The 23,234-nt window shown below is 38.2% G+C and carries 21 protein-coding genes and 4 tRNA genes; 14 read left to right on the plus strand and 11 right to left on the minus strand.

Annotation, left to right across the window (positions count from 1 at the left end; genetic code table 11):
* Positions 1 to 141 precede the first annotated feature (141 nt).
* Complete coding sequence (queE, locus tag LT090_RS08965) at positions 142 to 813, minus strand: 7-carboxy-7-deazaguanine synthase QueE (protein ID WP_068547660.1); 672 nt, start codon at positions 811 to 813, stop codon at positions 142 to 144.
* A 76-nt stretch (positions 814 to 889) separates the two neighbouring features.
* On the opposite strand from queE, the gene queC reads away from it, so the two are divergent.
* The 3 genes from queC (at position 890) to LT090_RS08980 (ending at position 3,530) form a co-directional block, all read left to right on the plus strand.
* Positions 890 to 1,591: a 7-cyano-7-deazaguanine synthase QueC gene (gene queC, locus LT090_RS08970; RefSeq protein ID WP_068547659.1), complete on the plus strand. Its 702-nt coding sequence runs from the start codon at positions 890 to 892 to the stop codon at positions 1,589 to 1,591.
* Positions 1,592 to 1,889: 298 nt separating this feature from the next.
* On the plus strand, positions 1,890 to 2,228 hold the full coding sequence (locus tag LT090_RS08975; protein WP_068547658.1) for a P-II family nitrogen regulator: 339 nt from the start codon (positions 1,890 to 1,892) through the stop codon (positions 2,226 to 2,228).
* Positions 2,229 to 2,240: 12 nt separating this feature from the next.
* The gene (locus LT090_RS08980) at positions 2,241 to 3,530 is read left to right on the plus strand and encodes an ammonium transporter (RefSeq protein WP_068547657.1); all 1,290 of its coding nucleotides are present in this window, start codon (positions 2,241 to 2,243) and stop codon (positions 3,528 to 3,530) included.
* A 170-nt stretch (positions 3,531 to 3,700) separates the two neighbouring features.
* Here the strand turns inward: LT090_RS08980 and LT090_RS08985 are convergent, their stop codons facing one another.
* Positions 3,701 to 4,267 carry a hypothetical protein gene (locus LT090_RS08985; protein ID WP_068547656.1) on the minus strand — a complete coding sequence of 189 codons (567 nt, stop codon included), beginning with the start codon at positions 4,265 to 4,267 and terminating at the stop codon, positions 3,701 to 3,703.
* 407 nt (positions 4,268 to 4,674) lie between these two features.
* Between LT090_RS08985 and LT090_RS08990 the strand changes: the two genes are divergently transcribed.
* The 3 genes from LT090_RS08990 to LT090_RS09000 all read left to right on the plus strand — a co-directional run bounded on the left by LT090_RS08990 (position 4,675) and on the right by LT090_RS09000 (position 8,094).
* Positions 4,675 to 6,309: a sensor histidine kinase gene (locus LT090_RS08990; RefSeq protein WP_082897260.1), complete on the plus strand. Its 1,635-nt coding sequence runs from the start codon at positions 4,675 to 4,677 to the stop codon at positions 6,307 to 6,309.
* A complete protein-coding gene (locus LT090_RS08995) occupies positions 6,302 to 7,675 on the plus strand; it encodes a sigma-54-dependent transcriptional regulator (RefSeq protein ID WP_068547654.1) in 1,374 nt (457 codons plus the stop codon). Before LT090_RS08990 ends, LT090_RS08995 begins: the two co-directional genes overlap by 8 nt.
* Positions 7,676 to 7,887: 212 nt before the next feature.
* Complete coding sequence (locus tag LT090_RS09000; protein WP_068547653.1) at positions 7,888 to 8,094, plus strand: hypothetical protein; 207 nt, start codon at positions 7,888 to 7,890, stop codon at positions 8,092 to 8,094.
* 10 nt (positions 8,095 to 8,104) lie between these two features.
* On the opposite strand, the gene uvrB is transcribed toward LT090_RS09000, so the two are convergent.
* Together uvrB and LT090_RS09010 are read right to left on the minus strand one after the other, a co-directional pair.
* The gene (gene uvrB, locus LT090_RS09005; RefSeq protein ID WP_068547652.1) at positions 8,105 to 10,108 is read right to left on the minus strand and encodes an excinuclease ABC subunit UvrB; all 2,004 of its coding nucleotides are present in this window, start codon (positions 10,106 to 10,108) and stop codon (positions 8,105 to 8,107) included.
* On the minus strand, positions 10,101 to 11,483 hold the full coding sequence (locus LT090_RS09010; RefSeq protein ID WP_068547651.1) for an MATE family efflux transporter: 1,383 nt from the start codon (positions 11,481 to 11,483) through the stop codon (positions 10,101 to 10,103). Before LT090_RS09010 ends, uvrB begins: the two co-directional genes overlap by 8 nt.
* A 529-nt stretch (positions 11,484 to 12,012) precedes the next feature.
* Between LT090_RS09010 and LT090_RS09015 the strand changes: the two genes are divergently transcribed.
* The 4 genes from LT090_RS09015 to LT090_RS09030 all read left to right on the plus strand — a co-directional run bounded on the left by LT090_RS09015 (position 12,013) and on the right by LT090_RS09030 (position 12,591).
* Positions 12,013 to 12,088 (plus strand) — tRNA-Asn (locus tag LT090_RS09015).
* 199 nt (positions 12,089 to 12,287) lie between these two features.
* Positions 12,288 to 12,363 (plus strand) — tRNA-Asn (locus LT090_RS09020).
* Between the two features lie 38 nt (positions 12,364 to 12,401).
* Positions 12,402 to 12,477: transfer RNA gene (locus tag LT090_RS09025), tRNA-Asn, on the plus strand.
* A 38-nt stretch (positions 12,478 to 12,515) separates the two neighbouring features.
* A tRNA-Asn gene (locus LT090_RS09030) sits at positions 12,516 to 12,591 on the plus strand.
* A gap of 185 nt (positions 12,592 to 12,776) precedes the next feature.
* Here the strand turns inward: LT090_RS09030 and LT090_RS09035 are convergent.
* The 5 genes from LT090_RS09035 to LT090_RS09060 all read right to left on the minus strand — a co-directional run bounded on the left by LT090_RS09035 (position 12,777) and on the right by LT090_RS09060 (position 18,487).
* Positions 12,777 to 13,229, minus strand: a complete 453-nt coding sequence (locus tag LT090_RS09035; RefSeq protein ID WP_068547903.1) for a hypothetical protein — start codon at positions 13,227 to 13,229, stop codon at positions 12,777 to 12,779.
* An 84-nt stretch (positions 13,230 to 13,313) separates the two neighbouring features.
* Entirely contained in the window at positions 13,314 to 14,090 is a 777-nt protein-coding gene (locus tag LT090_RS09040; protein WP_068547904.1) for a hypothetical protein, read from the minus strand.
* A gap of 525 nt (positions 14,091 to 14,615) precedes the next feature.
* Positions 14,616 to 15,560 (minus strand): homocysteine S-methyltransferase, encoded by a 945-nt coding sequence (gene mmuM / locus LT090_RS09050; protein WP_068545572.1) that lies wholly within the window; start codon positions 15,558 to 15,560, stop codon positions 14,616 to 14,618.
* Positions 15,561 to 15,756: 196 nt separating this feature from the next.
* Complete coding sequence (locus tag LT090_RS09055) at positions 15,757 to 16,815, minus strand: DUF1214 domain-containing protein (RefSeq protein ID WP_068545571.1); 1,059 nt, start codon at positions 16,813 to 16,815, stop codon at positions 15,757 to 15,759.
* Positions 16,816 to 17,065: 250 nt separating this feature from the next.
* Positions 17,066 to 18,487 (minus strand): M20/M25/M40 family metallo-hydrolase, encoded by a 1,422-nt coding sequence (locus tag LT090_RS09060; protein ID WP_068545570.1) that lies wholly within the window; start codon positions 18,485 to 18,487, stop codon positions 17,066 to 17,068.
* A gap of 212 nt (positions 18,488 to 18,699) precedes the next feature.
* Between LT090_RS09060 and LT090_RS09065 the strand changes: the two genes are divergently transcribed.
* Positions 18,700 to 19,296, plus strand: coding sequence for a glutathione S-transferase family protein (locus LT090_RS09065; protein ID WP_068545569.1), 597 nt, complete (start codon positions 18,700 to 18,702; stop codon positions 19,294 to 19,296).
* Positions 19,297 to 19,322: 26 nt separating this feature from the next.
* On the opposite strand, the gene LT090_RS17205 is transcribed toward LT090_RS09065, so the two are convergent.
* The gene (locus LT090_RS17205; protein ID WP_257785269.1) at positions 19,323 to 19,448 is read right to left on the minus strand and encodes a hypothetical protein; all 126 of its coding nucleotides are present in this window, start codon (positions 19,446 to 19,448) and stop codon (positions 19,323 to 19,325) included.
* A gap of 306 nt (positions 19,449 to 19,754) precedes the next feature.
* Here LT090_RS17205 and LT090_RS09070 point away from each other — a divergent pair, with 306 nt between their 5' ends.
* Positions 19,755 to 20,375 carry a LysE family translocator gene (locus tag LT090_RS09070; RefSeq protein WP_068545568.1) on the plus strand — a complete coding sequence of 207 codons (621 nt, stop codon included), beginning with the start codon at positions 19,755 to 19,757 and terminating at the stop codon, positions 20,373 to 20,375.
* A gap of 21 nt (positions 20,376 to 20,396) precedes the next feature.
* Here LT090_RS09070 and LT090_RS09075 read toward each other — a convergent pair whose 3' ends face one another.
* Complete coding sequence (locus tag LT090_RS09075) at positions 20,397 to 20,849, minus strand: hypothetical protein (RefSeq protein WP_068545567.1); 453 nt, start codon at positions 20,847 to 20,849, stop codon at positions 20,397 to 20,399.
* A gap of 272 nt (positions 20,850 to 21,121) precedes the next feature.
* On the opposite strand from LT090_RS09075, the gene ccoN reads away from it, so the two are divergent.
* Together ccoN and ccoO are read left to right on the plus strand one after the other, a co-directional pair.
* The gene (gene ccoN, locus LT090_RS09080) at positions 21,122 to 22,549 is read left to right on the plus strand and encodes a cytochrome-c oxidase, cbb3-type subunit I (RefSeq protein WP_068545566.1); all 1,428 of its coding nucleotides are present in this window, start codon (positions 21,122 to 21,124) and stop codon (positions 22,547 to 22,549) included.
* Positions 22,550 to 22,560: 11 nt separating this feature from the next.
* Entirely contained in the window at positions 22,561 to 23,232 is a 672-nt protein-coding gene (ccoO, locus tag LT090_RS09085) for a cytochrome-c oxidase, cbb3-type subunit II (protein ID WP_068545565.1), read from the plus strand.
* Positions 23,233 to 23,234 lie beyond the last annotated feature (2 nt).

Raw genomic sequence — 23,234 nt, forward strand, 5'->3', positions numbered from 1 at the left:
TAGAGAAATACGTTTAGAGCAAGACGTTAAGGATGCTTAGCTTTTTAAAAGCGGCTTATAGCACCGAATATATCATCTTCACGCTGATTATGAGAACAAAGATAGCAAACACTTTTTTCAACATAATTAATTAGTTACGCGTTACTCTATGCCGATGTATTTATGTACTTGAATTGACAATCGCCAATTATTTTCAATACAGGTATCAATCGCGAGTTTAGTCGCACGTTCTTTTTGACTAATTGGTTGCAAATACACCGGTGTTTCAGTGATATTGTGCTGCTCTAAAAGCGCTTTTAAATCTTCAACATGTTGCTCTGTTGCAACTGGATGTTTTATCTCATCCGCTCTTTTCATCGCCGAGGAAAGTATTTCATATCCGCCACGCATATTTACTTTCGGTGATACCGTAACCCAACATTTATCTGTCGTTAACACTTCAAAAGTACCTGAGGTTTCAATCTGTGTTGAAAACCCATGTTGTTCAAACATTTCACATAATGGCGTCAAATCAACCATGCATGGTTCACCACCAGTAATAACAATATGACGTGCTTTAAAACCTTTTGCTTGAATGATTCGCAGGATTGCTTCAACGTCTAGGTTTACCCATTCATCAGTTTCAGCTAATTTATTTAAAACAACATCACTGCTAACTTCACTGTCTAAATTTATTTCCCAAGTGTGCTTGGTATCACACCAGCTGCACGCAACGGGACAGCCTTGTAGCCGAAGAAAAACTGACGGTTGACCGGTAAACGATCCTTCGCCTTGAATGGTTTCAAATAATTCATTTATTTTATAGTGCGTCATAATAAATTAGGTATCTTGCTATCTTTTCGATTAAACTTTGCGGATAAGTTTAAGTATACCCTAAGAGAAAGAATAAATGGCTGAAAATCTAGTAGAAAATTCAACTTCACCTGCAGCGACTAAAAATAACAAGGTTGTGGTGATCTATTCTGGTGGAATGGATTCATTCACGGTACTAAATCGTGCGATTAAAGATGGTAAGCAGTTGTATGCGTTGTCTTTTGATTACGGACAAAAGCATGTCAAAGAGCTCGAATACGCTGCTAATGTATGTAAGGAATTAAACATTCCTCATAAAATTATTGATATTACGTCAATAAATCAGCTTCTAGCCGGCTCATCTCTAACAGATGATATTGATATCCCAGAGGGCCATTATGAAGAAGAGTCGATGAAGTCTACGGTAGTGCCTAATCGTAATATGATCCTCTTATCGCTTGCTGTGGGCTACGCAGTGTCAGTAGAGGCAAGCCAGGTATATTACGGTGCTCATTCTGGCGATCATGCGATATACCCAGATTGCAGACCAGAATTTGTCGAAAAAATGAATGACGTTTGTAAAATAGCGAACTATCAAGAAGTCGAGATCTATAGCCCGTATTTAACACAAAGCAAAATCGATATTCTAACCGATGGCATTAGCATGGGGCTCGATTACGCTAAAACTTGGACTTGTTATAATGGCCGAGAAAAAGCGTGTGGTGCTTGTGGCGCCTGCCAAGAGCGTCTAGAAGCATTTAAAGAAAATGGTATTACTGATCCTTTATCGTACGAATAGTCTTTATTATTTAAACGCGAAAATTTGTTTTATAGCAAAGCACTAACTTTTAAAATCTCTCGATTTCAAACTTAGTGCACTCGCACCAAATAAAAGCAAATACCCACCCTAAAACGCACCGTTTGTGTGCAGTTATTCCCCAAAAGCCAACCGCAACATCTGCAAGTCATTGATTAATAACAACAACTAAAACTGTGCACGATTTGTGCATAGTTAGTGCGCGAAGTTAATTAATCGATAAATCAATGTAACAGCACCTATTAAGTGTGCACTAAATACAAGCAAGATGAGATCTAATATGAAGTTGATAACAGCAATAATAAAACCATTTAAGCTAGATGATGTTCGAGAAGCACTAAGTGAAATCGGTGTCGACGGTCTAACACTAACTGAAGTTAAAGGTTTTGGTCGTCAAAAAGGCCACACAGAGTTATATCGCGGCGCCGAATACTCTGTCGACTTTCTACCAAAAATGAAACTAGAAATTGCAGTAGAAACGTCGTTCGTTGAACGAGTTGTTGAAGCGATCACAACAAGTGCACGCACAGGCAAAATTGGTGACGGTAAAATTTTCGTTACTTCCATTGACCAAATCGTCCGTATTCGTACTGGCGAAACTGACAACTCAGCAATTTAGGAGCGAGAAATTATGAAAGCACTATTGTTAATCGTTTTAAGTTTCTTATCCGTTCCTGCAATGGCAAGTGAAGCAGAGCTAAGCGGCTCTAATACAGCGTGGATCTTAACATCGACAGCGCTTGTACTATTAATGACGCTACCTGGACTTGCATTATTCTACGGTGGTTTAGTTAGACGTAAAAACATCTTATCAATACTAATGCAGTGTTTTGCCATTGCCGGCATTTCTTCTGTGTTGTGGCTAGTGGTTGGTTATTCATTAGCATTTGGCGAAGGTAATGACTGGATTGGTGACTTTAGTAAAGTCATGATGAATGGAATTTCTAAAGACACCTTAAGTGGCGATATTCCTGAAAGTTTATTTATGTTATTTCAAATGACTTTTGCCATTATCACCCCTGCTCTTATTATTGGTGGTTACGCCGAGCGCATTAAATTTAAAGCGGTATTATTGTTCAGTGGTATTTGGTTGTTAGCTGTTTATGCACCAATCGCACATTGGGTATGGGGCGGCGGCTGGTTAGCTAAGCTTGGTATCTATGATTTTGCCGGTGGTATTGTTGTTCATATTACAGCGGGTGTTGCAGCGTTAGTTGCCGCATTGGTTATCGGTCCTAGACATGGTTTCCCTAAAACGCCAATGATGCCTCATAACTTAACAATGACCGTAACTGGTGCTGGTTTACTGTGGGTCGGTTGGTTCGGCTTTAATGGTGGTAGCGCATTAGCTGCAAATGGCGACGCTTCTATGGCAATGCTTGTTACTCACATTTCAGCAGCAATGGGCGCTCTAACGTGGGCTGCAATCGAATGGAAAAAATTCGGTAAAGCTAGTGTACTAGGTGCAGTTACAGGTATGGTTGCCGGTCTAGGTACCATTACACCAGCTTCTGGTTTTGTCGGTCCTGGTGGCGCATTAGTAATCGGTTTGTTAGCTGGTATCGTATGTTTCTACGCGACGGTTTATATTAAACAAACATTAAAAATTGATGATTCGTTAGATGTATTCCCGGTGCATGGTGTTGGTGGTATTTTAGGTACATTACTCGTTGGTGTTTTCGCTTCAACGTCACTTGGCGTATTCAGTGGGTTTGGCTTCGCTGACGGTATTGCAACTATGGCTGGACAAGTAAAAGTACAACTTATCGGTATTGTTGCAAGCATCGTTTACACTGCTGCTGTTACTTGGTTGATATTAAAAGTTGTAGGTTTAATGACTGGCGGTTTACGTGTATCTCTTGAACAAGAGACAACAGGTCTAGACTTAATTGAACACGATGAGTCAGGTTATAATCTTTAATTCTTTAAAAACTGAATCTTAATTTTAATTTTAGATATAGTTTAGATTTAGAATAAAAGTCTTTAGCAAACAATAAACCCTATCAATTGATAGGGTTTATTTTTATCTCTGATTTAGTGCTTATCAAACTCCTGTTTTAGTTGTCATTTTCTAAAACACTCATTCTAAGGCTAACGTTTAGAATCAAGAGCCGCTTGGATTTGGTCTAATTGCTCCGGCGTAAAGCTGCCCTTTTTAATCATGTGAATAACCGCATCACCTAAATGGTCACCATCGCCGTCTGCATGAATAAACATAGCGTCACTTTCACCATTAAGGCTGATCACCTTTTTAATCACTTTTACATCTTGATCAACTTCGCCATCTGCTGAAACCCAATGATGCTCTCCATCAGATTCAATATCGACTTGAATAACTTTATGGCCACCGCTTGTCATGTGTTCAACGTGAGGTGTTTTATTCATTGCCATTAAAATTAAATCTTGTTGTTCTTGTGGAAGATCAGCAATTGCTGCTTTAAGCTTTTCTTTGTCATGAATCGCATCGAATGGAACGTCCAGTTTGATCACTTCACCATTAGTATCAATTGATACATTAGCCATTGAATCACCCGATTCTTGTTTGATCATAATGATTTCAGTTTCTTGCTTAACGTCTTCTGCCAACGCTGAAGCACTAGTTAATACTGCCGCTGATACAAATAAGCATTTCGCTAAAGTGTTTAATTTAAATTTCATGAATTACTCCGTTTTATTTTTTGTTATGACGGTTACAACTAATTAGTAATCTCGCCGTTGCAATATCATGTTGCGAATATCGTACCAAGTTTATAACACATCGATTAAGCCAATGAAATTACGGTGGTCACGTTATATTCATTAAAATAACAATCTCGAAATATAGAAATTTCTGACAATTAAATTCTGATATAAGAAGCTAATTTCCCCATATCAGGAATATAAAACGTTAGCGTCCATCTCTAAAAATTTAACGGCTGTCTATCTTGCTGTTTTTATTGGATATTATAATATTTTAGGATTGGCATCATTGTTGTTATAGTTAGTTTAATCAATTTTTAATAGTGTATTGAAACAAGTAATACTCCGATTAGATTTACAACATAACGCATACTTAGGCTGGTTATATGTCATTAAAATCCTATTTATTTTCTCTCATAGGGATCCTCATTGTCCTGTTGACCATTTCTCAGTTGACGTTATTAAACTGGATGAAAACTAACTTTAGTTCTGAAGTTGCTCAACAAGCACTGCAAGTCTCTGAAAAAGTTTTAATGCTAGCAACGGAAAAGTTTGAGTCCGAAGATATTAATATCCATATTGAATACGAAACTGACGACGGAACTGGACACAAACAGAAAATTATAACGACATCACAACTAGATAATATAGATAATATAGAGAATTTAGACGCGACAAATAAGAACAATACGAACAGTAGTCACGCCAAGCATCAAGTAAAAGTCATCCCTGTTAATCCAAGGGAGCGAATGATCGTCAAAGAAGTAAACTCTGATACCATTGTTATTAATTCCAAACAAGTGGACTCTGACACCAGTATTTCTGATTCGACTCAACAAGCGCAATGGGTAGAGCAACAAAATCAAACTAAGGCGATAGTTATCAAAGAGTTTAGTGAGCTTGTTAGTGAGCTGCATGATCACGCGATTGAAGATTCAAATGTTCGTTTCGTTCGCGAAACCACTAATGTTAATGGCGAGCATTTACCTGCACATAGCAACTCTGTAACTCGAATATTGTCAACTGAACACCCTATTAATGCTTTAATCGACAAAATTTATGCGCTATTGGTCATCTGTTCTTTGATTGCTTTAGTGCTCGCTTATTGGTTATCTCACAAGTTTAGTAAACCGTTAAATGCTCTAACTGGTGGTTTCGCTACCTTAGCGACCGGCGATTACTCTAAACCAGTTAAAGAACAAGGCGTCACTGAAATTAAATCAACCATCGGCTTGTTTAACCAAATGGTTAAACGCTTAGAGCAATTATCTGCTGCAGAAAAGAAAAACCAACAATTGCAACAATTAGCTGAGCTTGGCGAGGTATCAAAAGGTTTGGCACATGCTCTTAGAAATCCGATTCATACGATTGGACTAAACGTTGAACAACTGCAAGATCAAACGTTAACTGGACAACAAAAAGGTGCCGCTATTAAAACCATTAGTGCCAAAATTTCACATATTAATAAAACCATTGACGCTCTATTGAAATTGACTCAAACCGGTTTAAGTCATGACCAGAAAGTGCCTATTTTGGCGGTTGTTCAGGACGTAGTTTTAGAGTGTAAAGCTGGCAATGACAAGCAGTTAGAATTTGCTATCAACGGTCCTAGCGATGCGATAGTCATTGGTAATGAGTCTGAAATACGCTCTATTTTGCATACATTGATAGTCAATGCAGTAGAAGCTAGTAACGCAAACGATGAAATTATTATCACCATTGACCCTGATAATTCAAACCTCAAGGTTTTAGTAGAAGACAGCGGTAATGGTTTAAACCCTGAAATCGCAACACAATTGTTCAATCCTCACGTAAGCGATAAATCTGAAGGAGCTGGCATGGGGCTTTATATTGCAAAAAGGTTGATCACGCTAAACTATAACGGCACCATCGAACTCAACAATAAATCCAATGAAGCTAATGGCTGTATCGCTATTGCCCAGTTTAAGTCGCAATTAAGCAGCAACAACCTAAGCAGTAACCAAGGCAATAAACAACAGCAGAGCACTGAACATGAATAACCAAGATACTCTAGTCCTTGTTGTTGAAGACGATAAAGATCAACGCGTTTTAATCGAAAGTTTATTAACTGCATCACAGTTCAAAGTATTAACCGCTGACTGTGTAGAACAAGCAATTTTGTTGTTAAAAGAGCATGCCGTAGATGTTGTCTTTTCTGATTGGAAGCTCGGAAATCTTTCTGGCATAGATCTACTAAATTACGTTAAAAATCCAGATACCAAGAAACAAAGCGCTGAGTTAGGATTTGTTATTGCTACCGCTCACGGCACAATTTCTCATGCAGTTAAAGCGTTGCACAAAGGCGCTGATGATTACATTGCGAAGCCTTTTCAACGACAAGAGCTATTAATTACAATTGAAAAAGCGTTAACCGCAAAGCAATTGCGAGCACAAAATCATAGCTTAAACAATCAATTACAAGAGCAGCAGCAATTAATTGGTTTAGTCGGTAAAGCCAATTGCATGCAAAAAGTTTATGACCGTATTAAACGTGTTTCTGCAACCAACGCAACTGTGTTGATTAACGGGGAAACTGGTACGGGTAAAGAACTTGCTGCGCGAGCACTACATCAATCATCGAATCGCAGTAATGAAGCTTTTATTGCAATAAATTGTGGAGCTATTGCTGAATCGATTGCAGAGGCTGAATTGTTCGGCTCAGAAAAAGGCGCATTCACCGGTGCAACGTCTAAATTAGGAAAATTTGAGGCTGCTAATGGTGGCACAATTTTCTTAGATGAGATCGCGGAGTTAACCGCCAATGTGCAGGTTAAACTACTTCGCTTTTTACAAGAAGGCACTATAACCCGTTTAGGGAGCAACAATGAAATTCAATTGGACGTTAGAGTCATCGCTGCAACTCATCGAGATCTAGAAAAAGAAGTAAGCAAGAACAATTTTCGTGAGGATTTATTTTACCGATTAAACATAGTCCCTTTAGTCATGCCACCATTAAGAGAACGAAGTGAAGACATTCCAATCCTTTGTGATCACTTTATAACGTTGCACAGTAAGCGTCATGGTGTGGTGGTACCCAGTCTTAATAAAGATATCTATCGAGCACTGCTAGATTACCATTGGCCAGGAAATGTGCGAGAGCTTTCTAACCGTATCGAGCGCTTAGTATTACTTAATGATGAAGAAGAACTTCTGAGCGCAATTCAAAACAGTGATTATGTTGCTGACGCGACAATTCCAGAATTTGATTTACCAAACGTAGGATTTAATTGGGACAATTTTGAACGTCATTGTCTGGCACAAGCATTAAACAAACATCATGGCAATAGAACGAAAGCAGCTAGTTACTTGCAAATGTCTTATAAAGCGTTCTTATATCGATTAGAAAAATACAATTTAAATGGTTAGTTTTTTACTTTATAAAAGAGATCCCAAATAAATTAGAGATCAAATACTAAACAATGACTTAGCGAAAACAAAGCTATTACATTGTTGTGTTTTTGCTTCTCTGATTGTGGTCTATCAGCCTACAACCGCCGACAATTCTGGCTCCAAACCTAGCATTACCGCAGATTTGAACTAGAATTATAAAACGATTAATTCGTTTATAGGAGGACATTATGGGTTCCATTTGGGACAACCATGCTTCATATTTGGCCAAGCTGTTAGACACCAATGATGAACTTCAAGCACACTTATTTTTAGAACAATTAATGCTATTTCCTGTCGATATTCAAGACAAGATCATTAATGAGATTTCTAATCTACCTAAGTGCAATGTTGAAGACATTTCACAAATCATAGGATTCTACGCTTCTCGGGCCTAATTACTCGCCGCTAAGTTTTTAACTGTAAGTCTCTTAACTTAGCAATTTCATCACGTGTCGCAGCCGCTTTTTCAAACTCAAGATTACGAGCATGTTCAAACATCTCGTTTTCTAGGCTTGCGACCTTTTTATCTATTTCTGCGGTTGTCATTTCAACTTTATCAGCAATAGGCTCTGCGACACCTAACCCTGCAGCTTTGTCGGTAATTCCTGAGCCAACGCCCATTACATCGCGTATTTTCTTAACAAGGCCTTTTGGCTCAATGTTATGTTTAACGTTAAATTCATGTTGTTTCGCTCGGCGTCGCACAGTCTCATCAATTGCTTTTTTCATCGAACCGGTAATACGGTCAGCATATAAAATTGCTTTACCATCTAAGTTACGAGCGGCACGACCAATGGTTTGGATTAATGAACGTTCTGAACGCAAGAAACCTTCTTTATCAGCATCCAAAATTGCGACCAACGAAACTTCTGGTAAATCTAATCCTTCTCGCAACAAGTTAATACCGATCAGAACATCAAATTTGCCTAAACGTAAATCGCGAATGATCTCCATACGCTCAACCGTATCGACATCGGAATGCAAATAACGTGTCGCTACGCCATGTTCAGTTAAGTATTCGCTTAAATCTTCCGCCATACGCTTGGTAAGCGTCGTTGCTAATACTCGTTCATTGCGTTCAACTCGAACACGTATTTCAGATAATAAATCATCCACTTGCGTTTCAACTGGGCGTACTTCAATTTCAGGATCAAGTAATCCTGTGGGCCTTACAACTTGTTCAGCCACTTCGCCATCGGATTTATCTATCTCATAAACACTTGGTGTTGCAGATACATAGATAGTTTGTGGCGATATTGCAGTAAATTCTTCAAATTTCATCGGCCTGTTATCAAGCGCTGATGGTAAACGGAAACCGTATTCTACTAAATTTTCTTTACGTGATCGGTCACCTTTATACATCGCGCCTATCTGCGGCACGGTAACATGCGACTCATCAAGTATGAGTAATCCATCGTCAGGTAAATAATCAAATAATGTTGGTGGTGCTTCGCCCTCGCCTCTGCCTGATAGATAACGAGAGTAGTTTTCGATACCAGAGCAATACCCTAGCTCTGTCATCATTTCTATATCAAACTGCGTACGTTGTACGATACGTTGCTCTTCAACTAAACGATTGTTTTCTTTTAGTTGGGTTGCACGTTCTTTTAGTTCAACTTTGATGTTTTCAACTGCCGCTAGAATCTTTTCTCTAGGCGTTGCATAGTGCGTTTTAGGGTAAATCGTTACCCTTGGAAGAATACGCTCTACTTGTCCAGTCAATGGATCAAATTGGCTGATACGTTCTAATTCTTCATCAAATAATTCCACTCGAATGGCAAACTTATCCGATTCCGCAGGAAAGATATCTATCACATCACCACGTACACGATAGGTAGCACGTTGAAATGCGACATCATTACGAGTGTATTGCAACTCTGCTAATCGACGTAGAATATCGCGCTGATTAATGATGTCGCCTTGTCTTAAATGCAGCATCATCTTTAAATAGGAATCAGGATCACCTAACCCGTAGATAGCCGAAACAGACGCAATAATAATAACATCTCTACGTTCCATCAGCGCCTTGGTCGCTGATAGTCGCATTTGTTCGATATGATCGTTTATTGATGCATCTTTCTCAATAAACGTATCTGTCGTTGGAACGTAGGCTTCTGGCTGGTAATAATCATAGTAAGAAACGAAGTATTCTACCGCGTTATTTGGGAAGAACTCTTGCATCTCACCATATAGCTGCGCCGCAAGTGTTTTATTCGGCGCTAGAATCATGGTCGGTCGATTTTGAGTCGCGATGACGTTAGCAATGGTAAAAGTTTTACCTGATCCTGTTACACCTAACAATGTTTGATGTGCTAGACCTGCATTTAAACCATCAAGTAATTGCGCGATAGCGGTCGGCTGATCGCCACTTGGTTTATAATCTGAAACTAACTCTAAATCTTTACTCATTATGACTCTTTTGCAATTTCAATAAGCTTTTGTCTTTAAACTGTTTAATAAACAAGTAATACGACACTACTGCCATACCTAAGTTACCCAATACAGCGCCAACAAAGAAGCCTTCAATATCAAATAACTTACTGCCTAGATAAGCTAACGGTACGTAAAATACGAACAATCTGAGAACACTCAACACTAACGCTATCATTGGTTTATGCAATGCATTGAATGAAGAGTTCGTTAAAATAATAACACCTTGCAGACCATAACCTAACGGTAAAATCCACATAAACAAGGTGATTAAATCTGCTACGCTTTGCTCTTTTGAAAACACTGAAGCAATAAACGGTGCGAGTAACATCAATACCGCGTATATGCCTATTTGCCAAAGCATGACAAACTTAACCGATACACGATACGCTGACTCTACTCTATCAAGTTTATTCGCCCCTAAATTTTGGCTGATAAACGGCGGTAATGTCATCGACATCGCTAACACCACTAAGCAAGCGATAGATTCTATTCTTGAACCAACACCAAAAGCAGCAACCGCTGATTCACCATAGGTTGCAGCAATAGCCGTCATAATCGCTGCTGCAATCGGTGTAAGCATATTAGCACCAGCCGCTGGTAATCCGATTTTAAGGATTTTAGCACTCGATTCTTTAATAACATTAAACGCTGGTAACGTTATGTGAATAAGGTTTCGTTGAAAACCTAGAATGTAGGTGATATAAGCTAAACCAAATCCCCAAGAAACTACTGTTGCAAGCGCCGCCCCTTGTATACCCATCGCTGGAACTGGTCCAAAACCAAAGATAAAAATAGGATCTAATATAGCGTTGATCAAACCTGCACTGCCCATCACGATACTTGGCGTGTGAGTATCACCGGATGCTCTCAAGATTGCGTTACCAATCATTGGCGCAACTAAGCCAACGCTACCAAGAAACCATAAATCCATATAGTCATGTATTAAACCAAGCAGGCTCGGCTTTGCGCCTAACAATAAAAATATTTCGTCGGAATAAATATAACCAACGAAAGATAATAAAATAACAATGACGGAGGTAATAATAAGGGCGACGGTAGCAATATCTCTTGCCTCGTCATCATTACCTGTACCTAAGGTTTTCGCGATGACAGCAGACGTTCCGATACCTAAGCCAATTGATAGGCTTATTACGGTAAATGTGATCGGAAAAGTAAAACTAATGGCAGCTAACGGTTGAGTACCTAGTAAACCAACAAAAAACGTATCGATTAAATTAAATGTCATTAATAAAACCATGCCAAATATCATTGGAATGGTCATATCTTTTAACGTCGAATTTACCGGATCATTAAGTAAGTCTTTTTTTGTCCGATTATTTGTTTTTGTCATGAAAACGAGGTGCATTAAATAAAGAAAGTCGTCTATTGTAAAATATAGTCACAAAAGTCGCTAATTAAATATTTAATAATTAACGAAATAATTAGATGGTTTGTATTTTTCTTAAAATCACAAAATTAATACACAGACAAACATAATTCTTACAAGCTGAACATAAAACAGTCAATATCAGTTAAAAAACAACCCAAAAACGATAACCTGTTGTTTTAAAACATAATTACAATACACCACCTAATTAGACGAAAAGCCATTTATTAACAAAATCAAGGCTGTACAATTGGTTTACACTTCCATCAACATAGTTATCCACAAAAACAGTGGATAACTTTTTATCGTTTAAAAGATGTACTCCCCTTTATTTAAGCAAAATTTATTTCTTATTTAACCGTCTAAAAGCCATACTATTTGTATGCAAAACAAGCAATTGACACCTTGATCCAATTTATTATCATTTTTCCTGTTGACAGTGCCGAATTAGATAGCTAATATTCCGCCCCGATAAGCAATTGCTTACGATTATTCCTCAATAGCTCAGTTGGTAGAGCAACGGACTGTTAATCCGTTTGTCCCTGGTTCAAGTCCAGGTTGAGGAGCCAAATATTTAGTGATGGTTAATATAACGGTCACTCGATTTTACAAACGACAGTCCGAGCGGACTGGCAAATGTTAAAATCAGCGTTTCTCCCTAGTTTAATTCTAGGTTGAGGAGCCAAATATTTAGTGATGGTTAAATTGACCGTTACATGATTTACAAAGCACTCAAATAAGACTTAGTTAAATCAAAGAAAGAACAATTCCTCAATAGCTCAGTTGGTAGAGCAACGGACTGTTAATCCGTTTGTCCCTGGTTCAAGTCCAGGTTGAGGAGCCACATTAAAAGTAGCTAATAATACTACTTAAAAAAATTATTCCTCAATAGCTCAGTTGGTAGAGCAACGGACTGTTAATCCGTTTGTCCCTGGTTCAAGTCCAGGTTGAGGAGCCACATTAAAAGTAGCTAATAATACTACTTAAAAAAATTATTCCTCAATAGCTCAGTTGGTAGAGCAACGGACTGTTAATCCGTTTGTCCCTGGTTCAAGTCCAGGTTGAGGAGCCACATTAAAGTGCGTTTTATATTAATCGTTGCAATACAACGGACTGACTGATGTAAAATAGCCGTTTCTCCCTAGTTTAATCCTAGGTTGAGGAGCCAAATAAGAAAAGCCCGCTAACTAGCGGGCTTTTTTTGTCCTAAATAAAGAGAACCTTAATGGCTGCTTTGTGCCAAAAGCGGAAGTAGAGTTATTTATCATCTCGTATAAAACATAATACTTCAGGAGGTTGAACAGTTTCATACTGTCCGTTGGAATATACTTCAACTGGACTGTGTTGAGCACAATATCCAGAATCATTCCTTTTTACTTTCAAAGTAAGCTTTTTCCCTTTATCGCCAATCAATAGATTAAACTCACTTTCACTGAGAGGTTGCAACTCAAACTTTCCAGTATCAGTCGTAACATGATTGGTAGATACTATTTTTCCTTGAGTAATATACCACCTGATACCGCATACACTATTAATTTCGAATGTAGTGGGGTTTTTCGTTTCAGGAAAAGTTTTATTCAATGATTCCTTACAGTCTGTTATCCATTTTCCTTGGAACCATGAAATATCGCTGGAATGTGCATTTGTAGCAAGGAGCGTCAGTAGTAATGCTAATTGATACTTAATAAATCCATTCATTGTGCCAACCATGTATTAATTTCCGCTTATCGCTCTTTATAGCCGTTAGGTAATTGATTTAACTTACTTTAGTTAGCAAAAAGACGCAAACGATTACTAACTTTCCTTATTGCTAACTATTTCACAGGTAGCGCCACGAAAAACAATTGGAGAGCATGTCCATTTGGGAGAGTATGCTATCCATTGGATATTTTCACCTTCATAACCAAAAGCAATAGATGGCACTTTATATAGTAAACCCTTGCCTATATAAGCAGTTCCCTTGTTCTCAACTTCTGACACTCGCTCTTCTGGCAATTCATCTAAAAACTTTCTTAAATTATTGTTTTTGCTTAATGTTAATGGAAAGTTTTCTCTTGCTTTTCGAATTGAATAATCATCATGTAAAATAAATGGAGATGCTATTACCACTAGGGGAATACCAATGTAGATATCTAAGATGTTTGGAGTGTGTTTACTTTTATAATGTCCATTATCAGAAATTGATTCTTGCCAATGTGCTGAGTTAGATTTTTTTATGTTTTTGGTTTTATTGGTTAAACAAGAATCTACATCAATGCCTGGATTAAATGGGAAGTGTGTACAAGACGTTAGCTCAGGTACTGTGGCTTCTTTTCGTGTAGTCAACTCAGAAACCGATACTACCTTTTCATTCTCCCATAAGATTTCTAGGTATTTGTCGTATGGCTTAACATGATAAGATGCATAATAATAATTTACCTTATTGACCGTAAAAGTCATAGCATATAATTCGTTTTCTCTCAGTTCTATAGGCTTAGAATTGCCAACAGATTCTAATTCATTTACATCTAAGCTAGCACTGCATCCAGTAAGACAAAAAGCTAAAAATAAAACGATTTTGTATAGTTTCATAGTTAAATTCTTTCTTCCGTTTATCGCTCGCAGCGGTCGCTCGCCTCTGCATTTATTAATCAATAATTTACGCTAGATTCATGACCGAAGCAAATACGACATTCTCTGCTGTTAACGCCTTGAGGTTGTTACGTCTCACTGCACTTCAATAGTTCTTCACCGTAATGATAGGTATTGTTGACTCCCACATAAATAGTAGTGAATACGCTCGTGATAGGGCCAATTAGTATAAGGGAACCTGAATCGCTAGCGTGCCCAAGATTCTTACCTAATCCAACTATTTCAACCCTTTTTCGTTTGCTATCAAGATCACAAGTATCGATATGTGCCTTGTCTTCTTTTGGCAAAGCAACGCAGCCAATCATAAAAAAGCAAATTAGAAAGCTAATTCCAACATTCCTTATCACATACATAACTAATTCCTTATTCTGCCGATTTCCGCTATTCGCTCATAAGAGACCTTAACCTTTTCAGATAGTTAACGTCAAATATCTAGTAGTTTAGATGAGACTCTACAAATCAAGCTTACTTTAAAGCCTGTTTGATTGAAACAATATGCTCCGGCCCCATACGGCAACAGCCCCCTACTATATTAGCCCCTGCTTTTTGCCACTTTGTTGATGCCGAACCACACTCATTTGGGGATGCAGTGCCATGCCATGTTTTATTAGTCGCATCGAAAACTTCACCAGAATTAGGATACACTACAATGAATTTGTCAGGGCAAGTTACTTTAATTCTTTCTATGAGCTTAACCATGTACTTAGGGTTAGTACAGTTAACGCCTAACGCTACTGGGTTAGAGCATTGATTAAATTCAAGAACACAGTCTTCAATCGGCGTACCATCAGATAAGTGCCTATCGTCCTTACATGAAAAGCTTATCCAAGCTGGCTTTTTTTGCTCGGCTAATAACTGTTTTAACACTAGGGCCTCTTGCAAACTTGGTATCGTTTCACAGGCGAATATATCTGCATTAGTTGCCGCTAGCAGCCCAATTTGTTTTTTATGATGTTTAATTAGCACGGCATCTGCCACGCCATAATCGCCATGATATTCAGAGCCATCGGCTAAACTTGCACCATAAGGACCAATACTTGCCGCAACAAATGGTCTTTCAGCACAAGGATTACTTACCATATATTCTTCAACAGCTTGTTCAGCGAGAGTAACAGAACTAAGAATTAGATCCTTTGCTTGAGTTTCATTTAATCCAGTTTTGATCAATCCTGAGATGGATGCTTGGTAACTCGTTGTAATAACACATTGAGAACCTGCTTCAAGATAATGAAGGTGTGCTTCTACAATTGCGCGGGGGTTTGAAAGCAGCACTTTTGCAGACCAAAGTTCATTGTTTAAATTGAAACCTTGAGCTTCTAATTGGTTAGACATGCCACCATCTAATAACAGAATACGACCTGACTTTAAGTAGTTTAAAATTCGACTGTCATTAAACGATGGTTTATTCATTTGTTATATCCGATATAGCAGTTGATTGCTAAAAACAATACTAACACAACGATTGTAAAACAAAACATCCGTAACCTTATCGCGTTGAAATTCTTAAACAATATCGATGCCGACAAACAAAAAAAGAGCCCTTTGAAGGCTCTCTTTTTAAATAGTAACCTCAATGTTTTGAGGTTTTAACTAATCAATGCTTATACTATTTTGCTTTTACACCGGCAATGATCGGGTCGTCTGACGCTTCGATAATTTTAGGGTTTACGCCGTAATGACGAGTAGTAAACGTAAAATCTTGACCTTGTGTATCAATATTGTTCATAGCACTATCGCCACAGTTAAATGAAATCGTTACTGTACCGTCAGCATTTTTGTCCCAAGTATGAGAACTAATGCTATTCACTTCAGGAATTAAGTACTTAGCAGAATCATACGCTGTAATTGAAGTGAAAAATTCATTTTCAGGGTCTTCAAATGTAGTCGTATAACAAACATCAGCTTTCATTTTAGGACTATTTGAATACTTGTTACCTACAAACGCTTCTGGGCTAGCACCACCCCAACCTGCTGCGTTTTCTAAGTTCCACTGGTGTAAATCAGTTACTAAGTCTGATGTACGTGGGAATGTGTAAGTAAACTTACTCATATTGTTTACTTCAGTCGTATATTTTTGCACCCATTGCTCAACTTCATCATAGTTGTATGGTTGAACCTGGTAGTCAGTACCAAAATTAAAATCAGCAACATTTACTTTCTCTAGACCTGCTACCGCAGCATCAATACCGTTTTCTGTACCAGAGCGATAGATTAAGAATGCATAACCTGATTCTACTTCAACGTCGTATTTACCATCTTCAACAACATAATGTTGACCATGACCACGTTCAGTTACCACTTGAACAGCCATATAGTTATCAGTTTGAGGTATAGAGAACGTTACTTTCCCGTTTACTGCTTTAACAATGGCAACGCCGTAAAGTGTATCGTCATTCATTTGAACTGTTGGTGCATCTTTACCGCGAGGTGGTAACCCTCTCATCATAGCAAATTGTTTGTTTGCACCTAATGCGGTCCAATTACGGAAGTTACGCGCAGTTTCTGCATGAGTAAAATTCTCTTCTGTGATAATTATTGTACCTTCAGAAGACATTTGCTGAGCTGCTACAGTATTAGACTGTTCAGTAGTTGGAGCTTCAGATTGAGTACAAGCAGAAAGACCAACGATAATAGATAGGGCGATTAGAGACTGTTTAAGTTGCATAACATTTACCTTTTGATTAAGTGTTAATTAGTTTATGCCGTTAATAGTAACGATTATTTTTATTAACACAAATGACACATATTCCAAGGGAGTATTCCTAATAGGAATACATAGCCACACACCCCATGACGTAAGGGCATAGAAAAATAAATAGAGAATACGTACGGTAAAAATTTTATTAGAAAAGTAATTGGACCGGCTTTCACCGGTCCATAACGAGGGGATTAATTGTTGTCAGAAAATAGCTAAGTTACTTTTTACCACTGATTTTGGTTTTTGAATTTGCTGCCATATAGGTAAATACGGCATATACCGCAGCATTTTGACGTAACTTCACAGGATCTATTTTATCAAGTGTGTCATCAGCGGTATGATGATAGTTAAAATAGTCAGTACCATCTTGGGCTAAACGAAACGACGGCACTTTAAATGGACGCAGAGGAACTAAGTCAGGTCCACCACCAGCAGCGTTTGTTTCAATGTACTCAACATTCAAAGACTCTAACATCTGTGCGATTTCTTTGATCACTGGCAATGAATTGTCATCAACATTTGATTCAATTCCCCAAATCTTATCCGCACCAAAGTCCGACTCAGCAGCGGCAACGATATTAGACAATTCACTTTCATGTGCTTTAGCGTATGCTTTAGCGCCCCATAAACCGAACTCTTCAGCAGCAAACAACACTACGCGAACACTTCTTTTTGGTTTTTCCTGCGCTGTTGCAAATTTTGCCGCTGCCATTGTTATAGCAACGCCTGCACCATCATCTAGAGCGCCAGTACCTAGGTCCCATGAATCTAAGTGACCACCAATTAAAACGTACTCTTCTGGGAATTCTTGACCAGTAATTTCACCAATAACATTGTAAGACGTACCTTCGCCCATTGATTTTGCTTGCACGTTTATATTGATAGTTACCGGTTTACCTAGCGCTATTAAGCGCTGTAGTTGATCTGCATCTGCATTTGAAATTGCAGAAGACACAATCTTAGTAACACCTTCTTTATAGTGGCTACCGCCAGTGTGTGCAAAGCGGTGATGGGCAGTACTAACAGAGCGCATCACATAACCGACCGCTCCCTTTTTAGCAGCAGCAACGGCGCCGCCACTTCGTGCTTTAACTGCTGGTCCATAGCCATTACCATCACGATGTCTATCCATACGATAGTTAATAAAAACAATTTTCCCTTTCGCTGCATCTTCTGGCGCATTTTCAAGATCGGCCAAGGTTTCAAACTCGATCACTTCTGCTTCAACACCATCCTTTGGCGTACTAATACTACCGCCAAGCGCAGTGATATGAAGTTTTTGTGGAGAAGGACTTACAACAGACGCAGATTCAGAGTAACGGATCCATTTAGGAAACGTCGCTGGCTCTGTCCATACTTTATCAAAGCCCATAGCGTTGAATTTAGCGACAGCCCATGCAACACCAGCTTCATCACCAGGTGTACCAGGCATTCTAGGACCAACTTCAGTGGTCAGTGATTCAACAATATCCCAAGCTAAGTCGCTTTTAAGCGCTTCTTCTTTAATATGTTCTACTTGTTTAATTTGTTGTTCGGTAAAATTTGCAGACTTAGCGAAGACAGTCGTTGTAAACGACGATAACGCTAACGTAACTAAAGAAATTGCCGTAACAGATGCAAAGTTAAAACGTTTGTTCATAGATGAAACCCAAATGTATGTATAAAATGTATGTATAAAATGTATGTATAAAATGTAAGTATTAAGCGTAATTAATTGCGCGCTATATTAATTGACTTGCCGTACGTTTTGAATAAATCTTTTTATTTAGTGCTATTTTTTTTGCAAGAAATTGAATGTTATTCCACAAATCCATCAAAACTACATTAATTTAAATAATAAAAGAGAGAAACATGATTGTTTACGGCGATATAAATTCCGGTAACTGTTACAAAGTAAAACTGCTATTAACTCTATTAGGTATTGAGCATCAATGGCAGCATGTCGACATTATTGCAGGAGAAACCAAATCAGATAATTTCCTCAGCATTAACCCGAGCGGCAAAATTCCTGTAGTTGTTTTCGATGATGGCAAAACACTAACCGAGTCAAATGCGATCTTATCTTACTTTGCAAAAGACACCGAATACCTACCTAATGATAGATTTTTAAACGCTAAGGTATATCAATGGATGTTTTTCGAACAATACAGTCACGAGCCTTTTGTTGCTGTCGCTCGCTTTATTAAACGTTATTTAGGTTTGCCTGATGATAGAAAAGCGCAATATGAATCATTACAAGAAGGCGGTAACAAAGCGCTACAAACCATCGAAATTCAGTTAGAAAATAATCAATATTTGGTTACTGAACAACTGACTATCGCAGATATCGCTCTGTATGCTTATACCCATGTTGCCGATGAAGGCGGCTTCGATTTGAATAACTACCCTAATACACAAGCATGGTGTAAACGGATCAGTGAAACTGATGGTTATGTGAGTATGTGTTAGCGCTAAAAGCTTTTCGATTCAAAATATTATGAAGCAATAACAAAAACCAGAATAATAGCGATAAAAATACCCGCAGACCAAAACACCACGTTATCACCTTTTTTACTGCTTTTCTTACTATGTATTGGTTTTTTATGAGGTTTTCTAGCCATAATAGTTCACTTTCATTTGTTATTAGTGATCTATATATTTCAAATTTAAAGTAGAAAATCAAGCTATTTTAAGGTTTCATTTTAATTACTTGCCTCATAACTAATACAACAAACACAATAAGTTAAAGTAAATTAATTAAAAATTTTATTACTGCAAATAAATGATAAAATGTCATACATTAATAACGCCTCAGTGAGCTAATACAAACAACGTTAATTTTCTCATCTAATTAAGTGTACTATTAATAAACATACTAAAAACACAACATAATTATAAATCACATTAAACAACAAAGGTTTACATAATTGGATTTCACTGTACTAGCCATTTTCATCCCGACATTTTTCTTTGTTAGCATCACCCCAGGAATGTGTATGACGCTTGCTCTTACCTTGGGCATGACAATTGGTGTTCGTCGCACTATGTGGATGATGCTGGGTGAGTTACTCGGTGTTGCCATTGTTGCTGTTGCGGCTGTCTTAGGTGTTGCCGCGTTAATGCTGCAATTCCCTAGCATTTTTAATGTATTTAAAATTGTCGGTGCTTTATACCTTGCCTATTTGGCCACACAAATGTGGTTATCTAAGGGCAAGATGGCGATTCATCAGAATCAAGAAGTTACCCAAACCGTTTCTCGTAGAGGATTGTTTTTACAGGGTTTGGTCACTGCTATCGCCAATCCAAAAGGCTGGGCGTTTATGATCACCCTACTACCACCGTTTATTGACGCAGAAAAATCTATCGCGATTCAACTGGTGTTATTAGTTGGCATTATCTTAATTTCAGAATTTGTCTGTATGATGATTTATGCAACTGGCGGTAAATCACTAGGCTTACTGATTGCTAAAGCTGAAAACGTACGTTTGATGAATCGTATTTCAGGCACGTTAATGTTCGGTGTTGCGCTATGGTTAGCTCTTGGCTAATTGAGGTGAGTTCAGTATCTTTTATCGGTAACTGACAAAATCAAAGGTAAGCTTTTGAGTAATGTTGTTTTTTTCAATATTAACGACCATTTGCCACACCATTGAGTCATCTGTACAAGCGCCAATCATGCTATCTGCAATAAAACCTTGCTCATTGGCTTCAAAAAATAATGGGATCTTGCCCATATACATGTCTTTACCTTCTAACCAAGCCGATTTAATTTTTATTCGTGAATGATTTTTTGAGGTCAATTTAAAATTTACTTCAGTTTCTGATTTTATTCTGCTTGGATTCGCATTTAAAACAAAACGCCCCATTTTGGTACGCTTAACACAACTGCTTTGTTCAAAATCACAGACTTTACTCGATAAAGGTGGATCATCTACGTGGTCAAATCGAATATTAAAGGCAACGAAAAATAAAATGATAAAAATCAACATAATGGCTGTATATATTTTGCGCACTTTTTTCATTTTATCCCGCTCCATTAAGTGAAAAACTCGACTTATTGTACATTTTAGTTACACATTTACACATTTTATTGATCCAAGTCATATTTTTAAACAAGATGACGTGACATTGTAGCTTTGAGGCATTATTATCGCCCCCGAAAAATAACAAACTATAAAGTGTTGTTTTTTTGAACTATAACTATAAGTTAGTAGACTTTTGTCTTATAGAGCAAAAATCTATTAATTAAGTATACTCACATCAACTTTATAAATATAAATGTGGAACCTTTAATATGAGTCAAAGCAATATGACAGAAATGGATTACAACTACAAAGTTGTGCGCCAATTTACTGTAATGACTGTAATTTGGGGTATTGTTGGCACCTTAGTTGGTGTTTTGATTGCAGCACAGTTAATCTGGCCTGCGTTAAACTTCGAAACACCTTGGTTAACATACTCTCGTTTACGCCCATTACATACTAATGCGGTAATCTTCGCCTTTGGTACAAGTGCTCTGTTTGCAACATCTTACTATGTTGTACAACGTACCTGTAAAACTGCCCTATTTGGTGGCAAGTTAATTCCTTTTACATTTTGGGGATGGCAGGCAGTAATTGTAGCAGCAGCGATAACGTTACCATTAGGCTTAACCTCTTCTAAAGAGTATGCTGAACTAGAATGGCCAATCGATATTCTAATTACCTTAGTATGGGTGTCTTATGCGATTGTATTCTTCGGTACTCTATTAAAGCGTAAAACCTCACACATTTATGTAGCAAACTGGTTCTTTGGTGGTTTCATCATTACCGTTGCCGTATTACATATTGGTAATTCAATGGTTGTGCCATTGACGTTAACCAAATCATACTCTCTATACCCTGGCGCCATCGATGCGATGATGCAGTGGTGGTATGGTCATAACGCCGTTGGTTTCCTACTTACCGCTGGTTTCCTAGGTATGATGTATTATTTCGTACCAAAACAAGCTGAACGTCCGGTTTACTCTTACCGTTTATCAATCGTTCACTTTTGGGCACTAGTATCGCTATATATTTGGGCTGGTCCTCACCACTTACACTACACGGCACTTCCAGATTGGACGCAAAGTGTTGGTATGGTGATGTCTATCGTATTATTCCTTCCTTCATGGGGTGGTATGATCAACGGTATTATGACCCTTTCAGGTGCATGGCATAAACTTCGCCACGACCCTATCTTACGTTTCTTAATCGTATCGTTATCTTTCTACGGTATGAGTACGTTTGAAGGTCCAATGATGGCAATCAAATCAGTAAATGCATTATCACATTACACTGACTGGACTGTTGGTCACGTACATTCAGGCGCTCTAGGTTGGGTTGCAATGGTTTCAATCGGTGCGATGTACCACTTGATCCCAGTATTGTTTAACCAAGGTCGCATGTACTCTATCAAATTAATCAACGTACACTTCTGGTTACATACAACAGGTATCGTTTTATACATTGTTGCAATGTGGATTTCAGGTGTAATGCAAGGTTTAATGTGGCGTGCGGTTAACACCGACGGTACGTTAACTTATAGCTTTGTTGAGTCGTTGGAAGCGTCATACCCATTCTACTTCATCCGTTTTGTTGGTGGTTGTTTGGTTGTTGCTGGTTTCCTATTAATGGCATACAACATGTTCAAAACTATCGGCGCTAAAGACGGTAGTTTAGAACAACAAGAAGTTACGGCTTAAGGAGCAGACCTATGCACAATAAACATGAAAAAGTAGAAAAGCACTTAGGTTGGTTCTTCTCAATGACAATCGCTGCGATCAGTATCGGTGGTTTAGTAGAAATTACGCCTTTGTTTTTCCAAAAAGAAACAACCACTCCTGTTGAAAGTCTTCGTCCATATACGGCGTTAGAAATGGAAGGTCGTGACATTTATATTCGTGAAGGTTGTAACAACTGTCACTCACAAATGATCCGCCCTTTACGTGCAGAAACTGAACGTTACGGCCACTACAGTGTTGCCGGTGAATCAGTTTGGGAACACCCGTTCTTATGGGGTTCAAAACGTACTGGTCCTGATTTAGCTCGTGTTGGACAACGTTATTCAGATGATTGGCATTATGCTCATCTTATGGATCCACGTTCAGTAGTACCTGAATCAAATATGCCTTCATATTCTTGGTTAGCAGAAACTCCAATCTCAAACGAGTTATCTGCAAGAAAAATGGAAATCTTTAACATGCTTACGAAAAATCGAAGCCATAAAGACGAGAATGGTAACCCTATTCCACTTTATAGTGCCGAAGATATCGCAAATGCAGGTAAAGAATTTGCTACCACCAAAAGTATTACGGGACAGAGCAGTCTAACAGAAATGGACGCTCTTATTGCTTATTTACAATCACTTGGTCATGCGTTGAAATAATT

The organism is Thalassotalea crassostreae (genome assembly GCF_001831495.1).
In the GTDB taxonomy this organism is placed as follows: Bacteria; Pseudomonadota; Gammaproteobacteria; order Enterobacterales; family Alteromonadaceae; genus Thalassotalea_A; species Thalassotalea_A crassostreae.